Annotated in this window: 14 protein-coding genes; 11 read left to right on the forward strand and 3 right to left on the reverse strand. The window is 58.8% G+C overall.

The genetic code is table 11. The features are described from left to right. Window positions 1-165: 165 nt before the first annotated feature. Both prlC and FZE95_RS05710 read left to right on the forward strand, forming a co-directional pair. Complete coding sequence (prlC, locus tag FZE95_RS05705) at window positions 166-2,214, forward strand: oligopeptidase A (protein ID WP_150299880.1); 2,049 nt, start codon at window positions 166-168, stop codon at window positions 2,212-2,214. Beyond that, complete coding sequence (locus FZE95_RS05710; RefSeq protein WP_150299881.1) at window positions 2,211-2,471, forward strand: YheV family putative zinc ribbon protein; 261 nt, start codon at window positions 2,211-2,213, stop codon at window positions 2,469-2,471. Before prlC ends, FZE95_RS05710 begins: the two co-directional genes overlap by 4 nt. A 9-nt stretch (window positions 2,472-2,480) precedes the next feature. On the opposite strand, the gene FZE95_RS05715 is transcribed toward FZE95_RS05710, so the two are convergent. Beyond that, complete coding sequence (locus FZE95_RS05715; RefSeq protein ID WP_150299882.1) at window positions 2,481-3,125, reverse strand: hypothetical protein; 645 nt, start codon at window positions 3,123-3,125, stop codon at window positions 2,481-2,483. A gap of 406 nt (window positions 3,126-3,531) precedes the next feature. On the opposite strand from FZE95_RS05715, the gene coxB reads away from it, so the two are divergent. Genes coxB through FZE95_RS05735 form a run of 4 tightly spaced genes read left to right on the forward strand, consistent with a single transcriptional unit; the run spans window position 3,532 to window position 7,774 of the window. After that, a complete protein-coding gene (coxB, locus tag FZE95_RS05720; RefSeq protein ID WP_150299883.1) occupies window positions 3,532-4,656 on the forward strand; it encodes a cytochrome c oxidase subunit II in 1,125 nt (374 codons plus the stop codon). A 10-nt stretch (window positions 4,657-4,666) separates the two neighbouring features. Continuing rightward, a complete protein-coding gene (gene ctaD / locus FZE95_RS05725; protein ID WP_150299884.1) occupies window positions 4,667-6,250 on the forward strand; it encodes a cytochrome c oxidase subunit I in 1,584 nt (527 codons plus the stop codon). 9 nt (window positions 6,251-6,259) lie between these two features. Then, window positions 6,260-6,829: a cytochrome c oxidase assembly protein gene (locus FZE95_RS05730; protein ID WP_150299885.1), complete on the forward strand. Its 570-nt coding sequence runs from the start codon at window positions 6,260-6,262 to the stop codon at window positions 6,827-6,829. Between the two features lie 45 nt (window positions 6,830-6,874). Next, entirely contained in the window at window positions 6,875-7,774 is a 900-nt protein-coding gene (locus tag FZE95_RS05735; protein WP_150299886.1) for a cytochrome c oxidase subunit 3, read from the forward strand. A 49-nt stretch (window positions 7,775-7,823) separates the two neighbouring features. Here FZE95_RS05735 and FZE95_RS05740 read toward each other — a convergent pair whose 3' ends face one another. Then, window positions 7,824-8,036 (reverse strand): twin transmembrane helix small protein, encoded by a 213-nt coding sequence (locus tag FZE95_RS05740; protein WP_150299887.1) that lies wholly within the window; start codon window positions 8,034-8,036, stop codon window positions 7,824-7,826. Between the two features lie 66 nt (window positions 8,037-8,102). On the opposite strand from FZE95_RS05740, the gene FZE95_RS05745 reads away from it, so the two are divergent. The 5 genes from FZE95_RS05745 to FZE95_RS05765 all read left to right on the forward strand — a co-directional run bounded on the left by FZE95_RS05745 (window position 8,103) and on the right by FZE95_RS05765 (window position 12,078). Then, window positions 8,103-8,840: an SURF1 family protein gene (locus tag FZE95_RS05745; protein WP_223824981.1), complete on the forward strand. Its 738-nt coding sequence runs from the start codon at window positions 8,103-8,105 to the stop codon at window positions 8,838-8,840. Continuing rightward, on the forward strand, window positions 8,837-9,439 hold the full coding sequence (locus FZE95_RS05750; protein WP_150299888.1) for a hypothetical protein: 603 nt from the start codon (window positions 8,837-8,839) through the stop codon (window positions 9,437-9,439). The genes FZE95_RS05745 and FZE95_RS05750 overlap by 4 nt, the downstream gene beginning before the upstream one ends. A 6-nt stretch (window positions 9,440-9,445) precedes the next feature. Beyond that, window positions 9,446-10,486: a COX15/CtaA family protein gene (locus FZE95_RS05755; protein ID WP_150299889.1), complete on the forward strand. Its 1,041-nt coding sequence runs from the start codon at window positions 9,446-9,448 to the stop codon at window positions 10,484-10,486. Between the two features lie 63 nt (window positions 10,487-10,549). Further along, on the forward strand, window positions 10,550-11,455 hold the full coding sequence (cyoE, locus tag FZE95_RS05760; protein WP_150299890.1) for a heme o synthase: 906 nt from the start codon (window positions 10,550-10,552) through the stop codon (window positions 11,453-11,455). Between the two features lie 5 nt (window positions 11,456-11,460). Then, window positions 11,461-12,078: an SCO family protein gene (locus FZE95_RS05765; RefSeq protein WP_190324508.1), complete on the forward strand. Its 618-nt coding sequence runs from the start codon at window positions 11,461-11,463 to the stop codon at window positions 12,076-12,078. A 198-nt stretch (window positions 12,079-12,276) separates the two neighbouring features. Here FZE95_RS05765 and FZE95_RS20055 read toward each other — a convergent pair whose 3' ends face one another. Beyond that, window positions 12,277-13,041, reverse strand: a complete 765-nt coding sequence (locus FZE95_RS20055; RefSeq protein WP_397387106.1) for a methyl-accepting chemotaxis protein — start codon at window positions 13,039-13,041, stop codon at window positions 12,277-12,279. Window positions 13,042-13,121 lie beyond the last annotated feature (80 nt).

Consider the following 13,121-nt stretch of genomic DNA (forward strand, 5'->3'; position numbering starts at 1 on the left):
TTATCAGGCTTGCACGGCTGCGTTTCATCTGCGGCCGGTCGAAAAATAATGTGCCGGCCGCACTTGTTTAGCGTTGGTGAAGCCACCATCCGTGCCAAAAGGCGTCATATTAAATAAGATGACGGTCAAAGTCCGTGTTTTCTCGAATCAGGATACCCAAACGCCATGTCGAATCCGTTATTGCAACCCTATGACCTGCCCCCATTCAGTGCCATCAAGGCCGAGCACGTCAAACCGGCCATCGAACAGATCCTGGCGGACAACCGCAAGCAGCTGCACGCGTTGCTGGCGACCAACCCAACCGAGTGGACCTGGTCAGACCTTATCGAGCCACTGGATGACCTGGGGGACCGGCTCTCCAGCGCCTGGTCCCCGGTAGGCCACCTGAACTCGGTAATGAACAGCCCCGAAATACGGGATGCCTATAACAGCTGCCTGCCGTTGCTCAGTGAATATTTCACCGAGCTCGGCCAAAACCAGCCGTTGTTCGAAGCCTATACCCAGCTGGCGGAAAGCGATGGCTTTGCCAAACTGGACGCTGCCCAGCAGATCATCATCGAGCACACCCTGCGTGACTTCCGCCTGTCCGGCATAGCCCTGCCCCCGGAACAGCAGAAGCGCTACGGCGAGATGCAGATGCGGCTGTCCGAGCTGCAGAGCAAATTCTCCAACCAGTTGATGGACGCCACGCAGGGCTGGACCAAACACATCACCGATGCCGCCGAGCTTGAAGGCCTGACCGAATCTGCCATGGCGCAGGCTCGGCAGGCTGCCGAAGAACGCGAGCTGGACGGCTGGCTGATCACCCTGGAATTCCCCAGCTATTTTGCGGTAATGACCCACGCCGATAATCGGGCGTTACGTGAAGAGGTGTATACCGCCTACAGCACGCGCGCCTCGGATCAGGGCCCAAATGCTGGCGACAACGACAACGGCCCGCTGATCGAAGAGATCCTCGCGCTGCGCCAGGAGCTGGCAGAACTGCTGGGTTACGCCAATTACGCCGAGCTGTCGCTGGCCACCAAAATGGCCGAAAGCACTGACCAGGTACTGGGCTTCCTGCGCGATCTGGCCAAGCGCAGCAAACCGGCCGCCGAAGCCGATCTGCAGGCGCTTCGCGACTATGCCGCCGAACAAGGCTGTAAGGATCTCCAGGCATGGGACCTGGGCTATTACGGCGAGAAACTGCGCCAGCATCGTTACGCCATTTCCCAGGAAGCACTGCGCCCCTACTTTCCAGTGAACAAGGTGCTGGATGGCATGTTTGCTGTCGCTGGCCGCCTCTATGGCGTGGACATGCGCGAGGTCGAGGACTTCGATCGCTGGCACCCCGACGCGCGGCTATTCGAAATCGTCGAAGACGGCGAAGTCATCGGTCGCTTTTTCCTAGACCTGTACGCTCGCAGCAACAAGCGCGGCGGCGCCTGGATGGACGGCGCGCGTGACCGTCGCCTATTACCGGGTGACGCGATCCAGCGGCCGGTGGCCTATCTGGTGTGCAATTTCACACCGCCGGTGGCCGGCGACAAACCGGCGCTGCTCACACACGACGAGGTCACCACACTGTTCCACGAGTTTGGCCATGGGTTGCATCATCTGCTGACCCGGGTCGATTATGCCTCTGCCTCCGGGATCAACGGTGTCGCCTGGGATGCGGTCGAGCTGCCGAGTCAATTCATGGAGAACTGGTGCTGGGAGCCGGAAGGGCTGGAGCTCATCTCAGGTCACTACGAGACTGGCGAGCCGCTTCCGCAGGACCTGCTGGAAAAAATGCTCGCGGCACGCAACTTCCAGTCCGGCATGGGCATGCTCAGGCAGATCGAGTTCTCCCTGTTCGACTTCGAGCTACATGCCAGACGCGAACCGGGCCGCAGCGTCCAGCAGGTACTGGATGCAGTACGTGACGAAACCTCGGTGCTGCGCCCGCCAGCGTTCAACCGTTTCCAGAACGGATTCGCGCATATCTTTGCCGGCGGCTATGCGGCCGGATACTACAGTTACAAGTGGGCTGAAGTGCTGTCTGCGGATGCGTTCTCGCGCTTTGAGGAAGAGGGCATTTTCAACCGCGAAACCGGTCGCGATTTCCGCGAGGCGATTCTGGCGCAGGGCGGCAGCCGTGAGCCCATGGCATTGTTCGTCGCCTTCCGCGGGCGCGAACCGTCGATTGATGCGCTGCTGCGACACAGCGGCCTGACCGGAGAACAAGCGGCATGACCGAAGTAAAAAAACGCTTCATCGCCGGGGCGGTATGCCCCGCCTGCAGCAAGATGGACACCATCGTCATGTTTGAGGAGGACGGCGCCCAGCATCGCGAATGTGTCGAGTGCGGCTTCGCCGACACGCTGGATGAGCGGGGCAATTCTGTGCCCCGCGAAATTCCGACCCGGGTGACCGTGGCCAAGCCGGCGAAGCCGGCCGCAACCTCTCATACGGTGCAGTTTTTTCCGAATCCGAAACTGAAAAAGAAGTGAAGCGGGAGATCAGGCGGCCCCGCGCCACTTGATCTCAACCCCCAGCTCCTCGGACATGCACGGCCACTGGTCCCATAACCGGCGACAGGTTTCGGGATCAATCTGCGCCTTGTAGGCCTGAAATGCCTCGCCTTCAAACAGCGTTTCCGGCACCAGGGCCTGCACTGCGCGTTCTACCTCTGCATCCAGCTCATTGGAGAAAGGCTCGCCCAACAACTGATGCACAATCAGATTGGCGCGGGTCATGCCCAACGGAATCAGCGGACCGCATTCATGTATCACATACCGATCATTGACCTCTTCTACCAACCGATGGGACAGATACGCCTCATCAAGGAGCGCCAGCATGCCCTGGTGGTCAGCTGGTAAAGCAGGCGGCTGCAGAAAAAACGCTTCTGCGACTTTCAACACCGGAAGCAACTGGGTGCGGATCCGCGCAGCCTCTGCCACCGCTTCGGCTGCCTCGAGAATATCCGGCACCTGGGCAATGTACGCATTGATAAAGCGCAGCAACGCTGCGGTGGCACTCGGCTCGGGTGCTATGGCTGGGTGCAGGTCCGGCAGCCTGTGCTCCAGCCAGTCCTTCAGCGCTGCCTCGCCCTGCTGATCTGAGCGCGCCTCGGCGACACGCTCTCTTAATGCGGAAATATTCATGGAGACTCCGTGCGGGATAATGAAGCTGCCCGCGGTGGGGATACGGTAAGCCATTCAAAGCTAGCAGAGGCTTTTGGCACCGTCAAAGTGACTCATTCATGAGCCATTAAACCTATTTGCGTGGCTTGTTGAACACGTCACAAACGGCCTTGAATGGGTTACTGACTAGCACAAGACTTCTGGCCGCTGCTTGACCTTTATCAAAATAAACCGCAACGAGATATTGCGATCACCTCCGCCAGGTCTATACTCGGATCTGTCTGGTAGCTGTTCGGGGGGCCAGGCTTCTGCCTGTCAGGACCTTTGGGGGAAATGTGGGCAAGCTTCTGCGAGACCGTTGCCGTATAGGTTGAACTCCCCGTTGCGCCAGTTTGGTTGATAAAAAAAATAAACAGGGGAACCGGGAATGTTGCGATATGCAAGTGCCTGGCTGGGTGGTCTGTCACTGTCAGCAGTCAGCAGTTCCGCCAGCGCCGACTGGGAAGTAAACATGACCAGGGGGGTGACCGACGTCAGTCACTCGGTCTTCAACCTCCATATGACCATTTTCTGGATCTGTGTGGCCATTGGCGTCATCGTCTTCGGGATCATGTTCTGGTCGATGTTCATGCACCGGAAATCCCGGGGAGCCGTTCCGGCCACCTTCCATGAGAACCTGACGGTCGAAATTCTCTGGACCGTTATCCCCCTGCTTATTCTGGTTGGCATCGCGATACCGGCCACCACAACGTTGATCGATATCTACGACGCAGACGATTCCGACATCGATATCATGGTGACCGGTTACCAGTGGCGTTGGCAATACAGCTATCTCGGCGAAGACGTCTCCTTCTTCAGCCACATGACCACCTCCCGCGACGCAATCAACAACCTGGCCGACAAGGGCGAGAACTACCTGCTTGAGGTGGACGAGCCGGTGGTCATTCCGGTGGGCCAAAAGGTTCGTTTTCTGGTCACGGCTGCGGACGTGATCCACTCGTGGTGGGTTCCCTCGCTGGCGGTCAAGAAGGACGCCATCCCCGGGTTCGTCAACGAAGCCTGGACCCGCGTGGAAGAGCCCGGCATCTATCGCGGACAATGCACCGAACTCTGCGGCCGCGACCATGCTTTCATGCCCATCGTGGTCGACGCTCGTTCGCAGGAAGACTATGACGCCTGGCTCGCAGAGAAGAAGGAGTTTGCCGCACGCGAAGCCGAACTGACTGAAAAGGAATGGACGCTCGAAGAGCTGATGGAACGGGGCGAGCGAGTCTATTCCAGCACCTGCGCGTCGTGCCACCAGCCTACCGGCCAGGGTATTCCAGGCGCTTTCCCTTCGCTCGTCGGCAGCGACATGGTGCTGAACGATCTCACCGGTCACATCGACATCGTGGTCAATGGCAGCCCCGGCACCGCCATGGCGGCTTTCGGTCCGCAGCTCTCCGAGGTGGATCTGGCAGCGGTTATCACCTACGAACGTAACGCCTGGGGTAACGACACCGGCGACATGGTGACACCGCTCGACATCCTCGAATTTGAAGAAGATCAATAGGAGACCTGTCATGAGTGCAGTGATCGATCACCATCACGCCGACCATGGACATGGTCCGGCCAAGGGCCTGATGCGCTGGGTGCTGACTACCAACCACAAGGACATCGGCTCGATGTACCTGTGGTTCAGCTTCGCAATGTTCCTGCTCGGCGGCAGCATGGCCATGATTATCCGCGCCGAGCTGTTCCAACCCGGTCTGCAACTGGTGCAGCCGGAATTCTTCAACCAGATGACCACCAGCCACGGTCTGATCATGGTGTTCGGCGCCGTGATGCCGGCCTTCGTCGGCCTGGCCAACTGGATGATCCCCCTGATGATCGGGGCGCCGGACATGGCGTTGCCGCGGATGAACAACTTCAGTTTCTGGTTGTTGCCGGCGGCCTTCGGTCTGCTGATTTCCACGCTGTTCATGGAAGGCGGTGGCCCGAACTTTGGCTGGACCTTCTACGCGCCGCTATCCACGACCTACGCCCCACCGAGCGTGACCTTCTTCATCTTCGCCATCCACCTGGCCGGTATCAGTTCGATCATGGGGGCGATCAACATCATCGCCACCATCCTCAACCTGCGCGCGCCGGGCATGACGCTGATGAAGATGCCGCTGTTCGTCTGGACCTGGCTGATCACCGCCTTCCTGCTGATTGCCGTGATGCCGGTTCTGGCGGGTGCGGTGACCATGATGCTGATGGATATCCACTTCGGCACCAGCTTCTTCAACGCGGCGGGTGGCGGCGATCCGGTGATGTTCCAGCACATTTTCTGGTTCTTCGGTCATCCCGAGGTGTACATCATGATTCTGCCGGCCTTCGGCACGGTCAGCATGATCATCCCGGCATTCGCCCGTAAGCCGCTGTTCGGCTATACCTCGATGGTCTATGCCACCGGCGCCATCGCATTCCTGTCCTTCGCGGTATGGGCTCACCACATGTTTACCGTGGGTATCCCGCTTACCGGCGAACTGTTCTTCATGTACGCCACCATGCTGATCGCGGTGCCCACCGGGGTGAAGGTATTCAACTGGGTGTCGACCATGTTCCGCGGCTCACTGACCTTCGAAGCGCCCATGCTGTTCTCGGTGGCCTTCGTGATCCTGTTCACCATCGGCGGCTTCTCGGGCCTGATGCTGGCGATGGCACCAGCGGATTTCCAGTATCACGACACCTACTTCGTGGTGGCGCATTTCCACTACGTACTGGTGCCCGGGGCCATCTTCGGCATCTTTGCCTCGGCCTACTACTGGCTGCCCAAGTGGACCGGCCACATGTACGACGAGGTACTGGCGAAGACGCACTTCTGGATGTCCTTTATCGGGATGAATCTCGCGTTTTTCCCGATGCACTTTGTGGGTCTGGCAGGCATGCCGCGGCGGATTCCCGACTACAACATGATGTTCGCCAACTTCAACATGGTGTCCTCCATCGGCGCCTTCATGTTCGGCGCGACCCAGTTGCTGTTCCTGTACATCGTCATCAAGTGCATCCGTGGCGGCCCGAAAGCTGCCGCCAAGCCCTGGGAAGGCGCGGAAGGTCTGGAATGGACCGTGCCCTCACCGGCTCCGTATCACACCTTCACCACCCCACCGGAAGTGAAGTGAGGTAACGACATGAGCGAAGGCATTAGCACTAAGCGACTGGTGTCCCGACTGGCTTTGCTGGTGGTAGGCATGTTCGGCTTCGGGTTCCTGCTGGTGCCGATCTATGACGTGATGTGCGATGCCTTCGGCATCAACGGCAAAACCCGCGGGACGGCCTATGAAGGCACCGTGTCGGCCATTGATGAGACCCGCTCGGTTCGCGTGCAGTTCGTTTCGACCAATGCCGAAGGCATGAACTGGTCGTTTGGCCCCGCCGCGAATCAACTGGTGATGCACCCTGGCGAAACCCGCGAGATGATCTTCACCGCATACAACCCTACCGACAAGCCGATGGTCGCACAGGCGATTCCCAGCGTATCGCCATCCAAGGCCGCGGCGTATTTCCACAAGACCGAGTGTTTCTGCTTTACCCAGCAAGTGCTACAACCTGGCGAGCGGGTCGAAATGCCGGTGCGCTTCATCGTGGATGCCGCGCTGCCTGGTGAGGTCCAACGGCTCACCCTGGCCTACACTCTGTTTGATGTGACCGAACGTATGGCAGCCAGCCTTGATCTGGCTTCAATGCAGCACTCCAACTGATACTGCATGCCGCGTTAATCAGGCTGCCTATAAGGAGAACAAAAGATGGCAAGTCACGACACGAGTCATGAAACCTACTATGTACCGCCGCAGAGCAAATGGCCGATTGTTGGCTCGATCGGGCTATTGGTGACGGTGTTCGGTGCCGGCACCATGATGAACAACATGAGCGCCGACTCTGACAGCAGTATCGGTTACTGGATATTGTTGGCGGGCATATTGATCATCGCCTATATGATGTTCGGCTGGTTCAGTAACGTCGTTAACGAAAGCCGTCAGGGTCTCTACAGTGCGCAGATGGATCGCTCGTTCCGCATGGGCATGGGCTGGTTCATTTTTTCTGAAGTGATGTTCTTTTCTGCCTTCTTTGGCGCCCTCTTTTACGTGCGCATGCTCGCCGGCCCCTGGTTGGCGGGCGAAGGGCACAAGGGCGAATCCGGACTGCTATGGCCCGAGTTCCAGTTCGTCTGGCCCCTGTTGCAGAACCCCGACCCGGCGGTTTATCCCGGCCCCACCGAGACCATCAGCCCCTGGCAACTGCCGCTGATCAACACCGTGATACTGATTACATCGAGTATCACGGTCACCTTCGCCCACCATGCGCTGCGGGCAGCCAAGCGCACGGCTCTGACGCTCTGGCTGCTGCTGACAGTAATCCTGGCGGCCGTATTCCTGACGCTGCAGATCATGGAATATATGCATGCCTATAACGACCTGGGTCTGACACTGGATTCGGGAATCTACGGCGCGACCTTCTTCATGCTGACCGGGTTCCACGGCTTCCACGTGGCGATGGGTACGTTGATTCTCACCATCATTCTGTTGCGCGTAATGAAGGGCCACTTCACACCGGATAACCACTTCGGGTTCGAAGCCGCTGCCTGGTATTGGCACTTCGTCGATGTAGTGTGGGTAGGTCTGTTTATTTTTGTCTACGTCCTGTGAAGCATCGCCAGCGCGGGCAACCGCGCTGGCAACTCATTCAGGGAATCTATTAATTGAGCCAGGGCGTGTTCCAGCCAAACTGTCCGGACCAGAAGCCATACGCAATGAGTGCTACCACGGCAACGGTCAAGGTGATGCGTAGCGACAGAGCACTGAACAGTCGGCTGCTGCGCCCGGTATCCTTCATCAGAAAAAACAATCCACTGAACAGACTTGCTACCAGTGCCGCCAGCAAGACCAGAATGGCCAGTTTCAACCACATAAGCATCCCATCCATGTTTATTCGAATTTGCCCGAGTATAGCCTTCCATCCAGGCCGCACGAAGCCATGTCTGCCGCGGTAATGCCGGCACGCTTCCGTCCCGGCTGGCTGCTGAGCCTGTGGGTGCTGGCGTTCATGCCCTTATTGCTTGGCCTGGGCTGGTGGCAGCTGGAACGCGCCGAGGAAAAACGCCAGATGCAGGCGGTAATCGATCAGGCCGAATCGGCAGTTCCTGTGCCCCTGCACGAGGCAATCCGCTTGTCCGATCCAGCCTGGCGTCCGGTCCACCTTGAAGGCCGCTTCGATTCACAATACATCTGGCTGCTCGACAATCGGATTCGCGATGGCCAGGCCGGTGTCGAGGTTCTGCAGGTTTTTCATGACCTACCCAGCGGCGAACAGGTACTGGTCAACCGGGGCTGGCTGCCGTGGCCGGATCGTCGTATTGCTCCACAGATCGACACACCGCAGGGCGAGCAGCGCCTCGACGCACAGATGGTGGCGCCGAGTGAAGCCGGCTTTCTTCAGCAAAACGGCAGCGTATCGGAGGCCTGGCCTCGGTTGATTTCCAGCATTGAGCTGGAGAGCATGACCGACCAGGCGGATATCGAACTACTGCCCCATGTGGCACGCTTACGCAGCGGCAGCCCCGCTGCTTTCACACTCGACTGGCCGGCTTTGCCAATGACAGCCAGCAAACACACCGGCTATGCCGTTCAGTGGTTCGCCCTGGCGCTGGCATTGCTGATTCTGTTTATCTGGGCCGGTTTTCGGCCTGAACCCGACGGGGATGCGAAACATTGAACGCAACGAACCAACAGACCGATCTCAATAACAAACCCCGCGGCCAGCTCAAGTTGCTGGCAATTATGAGTGTTGTTGCACTGCCAATATTCACTGCCTGGGTCATGGCGAAGTTCGACATTGGTATTCCGGATACGCAGAAGAACAAGTCGGACCTGGTGGAGCCGGTAGTCACCGCAGAAGACTGGGATATGCCGCTCGAGCCGGTCGGTTACGGCGCGCCGTGGCGTCTGGTGGTGACCAGCGCAGAAGAGTGTACCGATACCTGCATGGAACTGGTGCACGAGGCGCGCCAGATCAACGTGGCGCTGGGCCGCGAAGCCGGCCGCGTTGTGCATGTGCTGGCCTCGGGGCAGGCACAGCCCGCCGGGCTCTCGGAGCGGTTGCAGAATGATTTCCCCAGGCTCGAGTATTCCACCCTGAGCACTGATGCTTATTTCCGCAGTCTGAACGAACATCCGGAATCCTGGCGTCAGGGCGCTCAGCTGTGGGTTATCGATCCGCTCGGCAGAATCGTGCTGCACCAGGACCCGGACGAACCCGGCAAGCAACTGCTGGATGATCTCAAGCATCTGTTGAAAGTCTCAAAGGTAGGATAAGCGAGCATGCGCAGAAATGTATCGATCGTGGCTCTGGTCGCCCTGGCGTTGGGCTTCGTGGTAGTGATCCTCGGAGCCTATACCCGCCTGGTGCACGCCGGGCTGGGCTGTCCGGACTGGCCGGGGTGCTATGGCTTTCTCAGCGTGCCGCGCAGCGACTCGGCGCTTGAAATGGCGCAGATGCGTTTCCCCGATGACCCTGTGGAGGCGTTCAAGGCCTGGGCCGAAATGATCCATCGTTACGCCGCTGGCCTGCTCGGCTTGCTGATTCTCGGGCTCGCGGTGCTTGCCCTGCGCCGTCGCAACGAACCGGGTTACCCGACTGCGCTCAGCCTGGGCTTGCTGGTGCTGGTCATCTGCCAGGCGTTGTTCGGCATGTGGACCGTAACGCTCAAACTCTGGCCGCAAATCGTCACCACCCACCTGCTCGGCGGCTTCGCTACGTTAAGCCTGCTGCTACTGCTGAATCTGCGCCTGTCCTCTTCCTTGCCGCCCCTCACCCCTTCCCCGGCCGTGAATGGAACACGAAAGCTTGCACGGCTGGTGCTGCTGGTCGTTATTGGCCAGATCGCGCTGGGCGGCTGGACCAGCAGTAACTACGCCGCCGTCGCCTGTGTGGACCTGCCCACCTGCCATGGCGAATGGTGGCCGGACATGAACTTCGCCGCCGGCTTCAATGTCTTTCAGGAGATTGGTCCAAATTATCTCGGCGGTATGCTCGACGGTCCCGGCCGTACGGCGATTCATTTCAGTCACCGAATCGGCGCAGTGGTGGCCAGCGTTCTGGTGCTGCTGCTGGCATGGCGACTGTTCAGGCTCGGCCAGACCGGCCTGGCGGGATTGCTGGTAGTGGTGCTTGGCACCCAGGTCAGCCTGGGTATAACCAATGTGCTGGCACACCTGCCACTGCCGGTTGCGGTGGCACACAATGCCGTTGGCGCCTTGCTGCTGCTGACTATGGTGGCGGTCAATTACCGTTTACGCACGTCGGCCAGGCGTGACCGCGGATTGGTGAATAGCCATAGCACAGGGCTGGCAAGCATCTGAGCCGTAACGCATACTGGCCGAAAACAAGACATATAAGGCGCACGAGCGCCCGGGGGGATTCAAATGGCTAGCGTGAGCAGTGCTTTAACAGCCGGTGCCGGATGGCGCGACTATCTTGAGCTGACCAAGCCCAAGGTCGTAGCCTTGATGATCATCACCTCCGCAATCGGCATGTTGCTGGCCACAGACGGCTTCGTACCCTGGAGCGTGTTGTTGCTCGGCAATCTGGGCATTGCCCTCTGTGCGGGCTCCGCAGCGGCGGTTAACCATGTCGTTGACCGGCGTATTGATCTGCACATGGCACGCACCCAGCGCCGACCGCTCGCCCAGGGCCGGGTCAATCCCATCAATGCGCTGTTGTTTGCCACTGTACTCGGCGGTGCCGGCCTCGGCATTCTTCTGCAATGGATTAATGCCCTGACCGCCTGGCTGACGCTGGGCTCGCTGCTCGGCTATGCGGTCATCTACACTTCCTTTCTCAAACGCGCTACTTCACAGAATATCGTTATTGGCGGCCTGGCAGGCGCGGCGCCACCCCTGCTTGGCTGGACCGCTGTCACTGGTCAGATCGATGCCGAGGGGTTGTTGTTGGTGCTGATCATCTTCGCCTGGACGCCACCGCACTTCTGGGCGCTGGCCATTCACCGCAAGGCCGAGTACGCCAAGGTGGACATCCCCATGCTGCCGGTGACCCACGGCGAGCGGTATACCAAGCTGCACATTCTGCTCTATACCTTCATCCTGCTCGCGGTGAGTCTGCTGCCCTATGCTATTCAGATGAGCGGGCCGCTGTACCTGGCCGTTGCGCTGATACTGGGCGTGCGTTTCATCGACTGGGCCTGGGCACTCTGGCGCGATAGCCGCCCACATGCGGCAATACGCACCTTCAAGTTCTCCCTCTGGTACCTGCTGTGGCTGTTCGTGGCACTGCTGGTCGATCACTACGTGGGTATTGCTGGATGGCTGTAAGCGGCGTGCAAAAAACAGTCGTCATCCTGGTCGCCATTATCGCTCTGATTGTTGGGGCGCTGGTATACAAGACAACCCGCGAGCCCGCGCTGGACCGAGAAGTACTGTCCCGCTCGGGTATCTTTCTGTTCGATACCCCGCGCAGCGTTCCAGAGGTGGAGTTGGTATCTGCCGACGGCGAAGCCTGGACGCGGGAGGATCTGAACGACCAGTGGGATTTACTCTTCTTTGGCTATACCTACTGTCCCGATATCTGTCCGACCACCATGGCCGAACTGCAGAAGATCGAAAACAACCTGCCGGCGGAGCAAGCCGATCAGTTGCAGATCACCATGATCAGCGTCGATCCGAACCGTGATACGCCCGAGCGCATGCGCGAATATCTGGAATACTTCAGTGAGGGTTTCAAAGGTGCCAGCGGTGATCCCGAGCAGCTCGCCAGCCTTGCCAGCGCCCTGTCGATTGCCTATATCGAGCCGGATACGAGTGAGGAAAACTACATGGTCGATCACAGCGGGCAGGTGATCATGATCAACCCTGAGGGTGAATACGTTGGTTTCCTCAGAGCGCCGTTACGCCCCGCGGAGCTGAGCCAATGGCTGCCGCGCATCATGAACAGATGAAATAAAGAGGAAATACAGGCGGCACCTGCGGGTTTATTGAACCCGCTTGCTGTGCGCATAGCCGGATATCTATCACGTCGGTTTCGATAGCTGCACGGATTTCGACCGAAGACATTGCTGATGGCTCCTTCGACTGGTCGTGTATGCCGTTTAACGCTACCAACACGCGCAAAACGAATGGCCTTTCTTTTTTGCCAGTTAAATTTTGAAACTTCCGACGAGGGATCGCAGCTGGCTCACCTCTTGCTCAAGTGACGTACACGCGCGCAACGTCGACTTCAGATTATCAACGCCTTCCTGGTTGAGCATGTTGATCTCGTTGATGTCGACGTTCAGGCTCTCAATTACAGAGGTCTGTTCCTCAGTCGCGGTCGCGACCGACTGGTTCATGTTGTCGATCTCGCTCACACCGGCCGTGATCTCAACGAGCCTCTGACCAGCTTGCATGACTACTTCAACACTGCGCCGACTGAGCTGCTGGCTTTCACCCATCTGCTGCACTGCCGTCGAGGCGTCAGTGCGCAAGCTCTCAATCATGCTGTGGATCTCGGTCGCTGAGGTTTGCGTTCGGTGCGCCAGATTACGAACTTCGTCTGCCACTACGGCAAAGCCCCGGCCGGATTCGCCTGCTCGTGCCGCCTCGATCGCAGCGTTAAGTGCCAGTAGGTTGGTCTGCTCCGAGATTCCGCGGATAACATCCAGAATCTGGCCAATATCCGTTGTTCGGTTACTTAGAGACTCTATGGTTTCGCTAGACTGGCTGATCTTCGAGGACAGCTCTGCCATTGCCTGCACCGCCTGCTCCACTACTTGAGATCCCTGCTCTGCACCTTCGCGGGCGCCGCTGGCCAGCCGAGAGGCTTCTCCGGCATTGCGAGCAATCTCTTGTGCTGCAGCGCCAAGCTCGTTGATAGCCGCCGCCACATTGTTAGTTCGCGCCGACTGCTCATCAGAGCTTGCCATGCTCGCGTTCGAGGCATCGACGACTCTCAGTGCCACGTCATTAAGCTGCACGCTGGCCTCGGCTGTCTGCCCGATGGACA

The sequence above is a fragment of the Pseudomonas profundi genome, assembly GCF_008638305.1.
GTDB classification, from domain to species: domain Bacteria; phylum Pseudomonadota; class Gammaproteobacteria; order Pseudomonadales; family Pseudomonadaceae; genus Halopseudomonas; species Halopseudomonas profundi.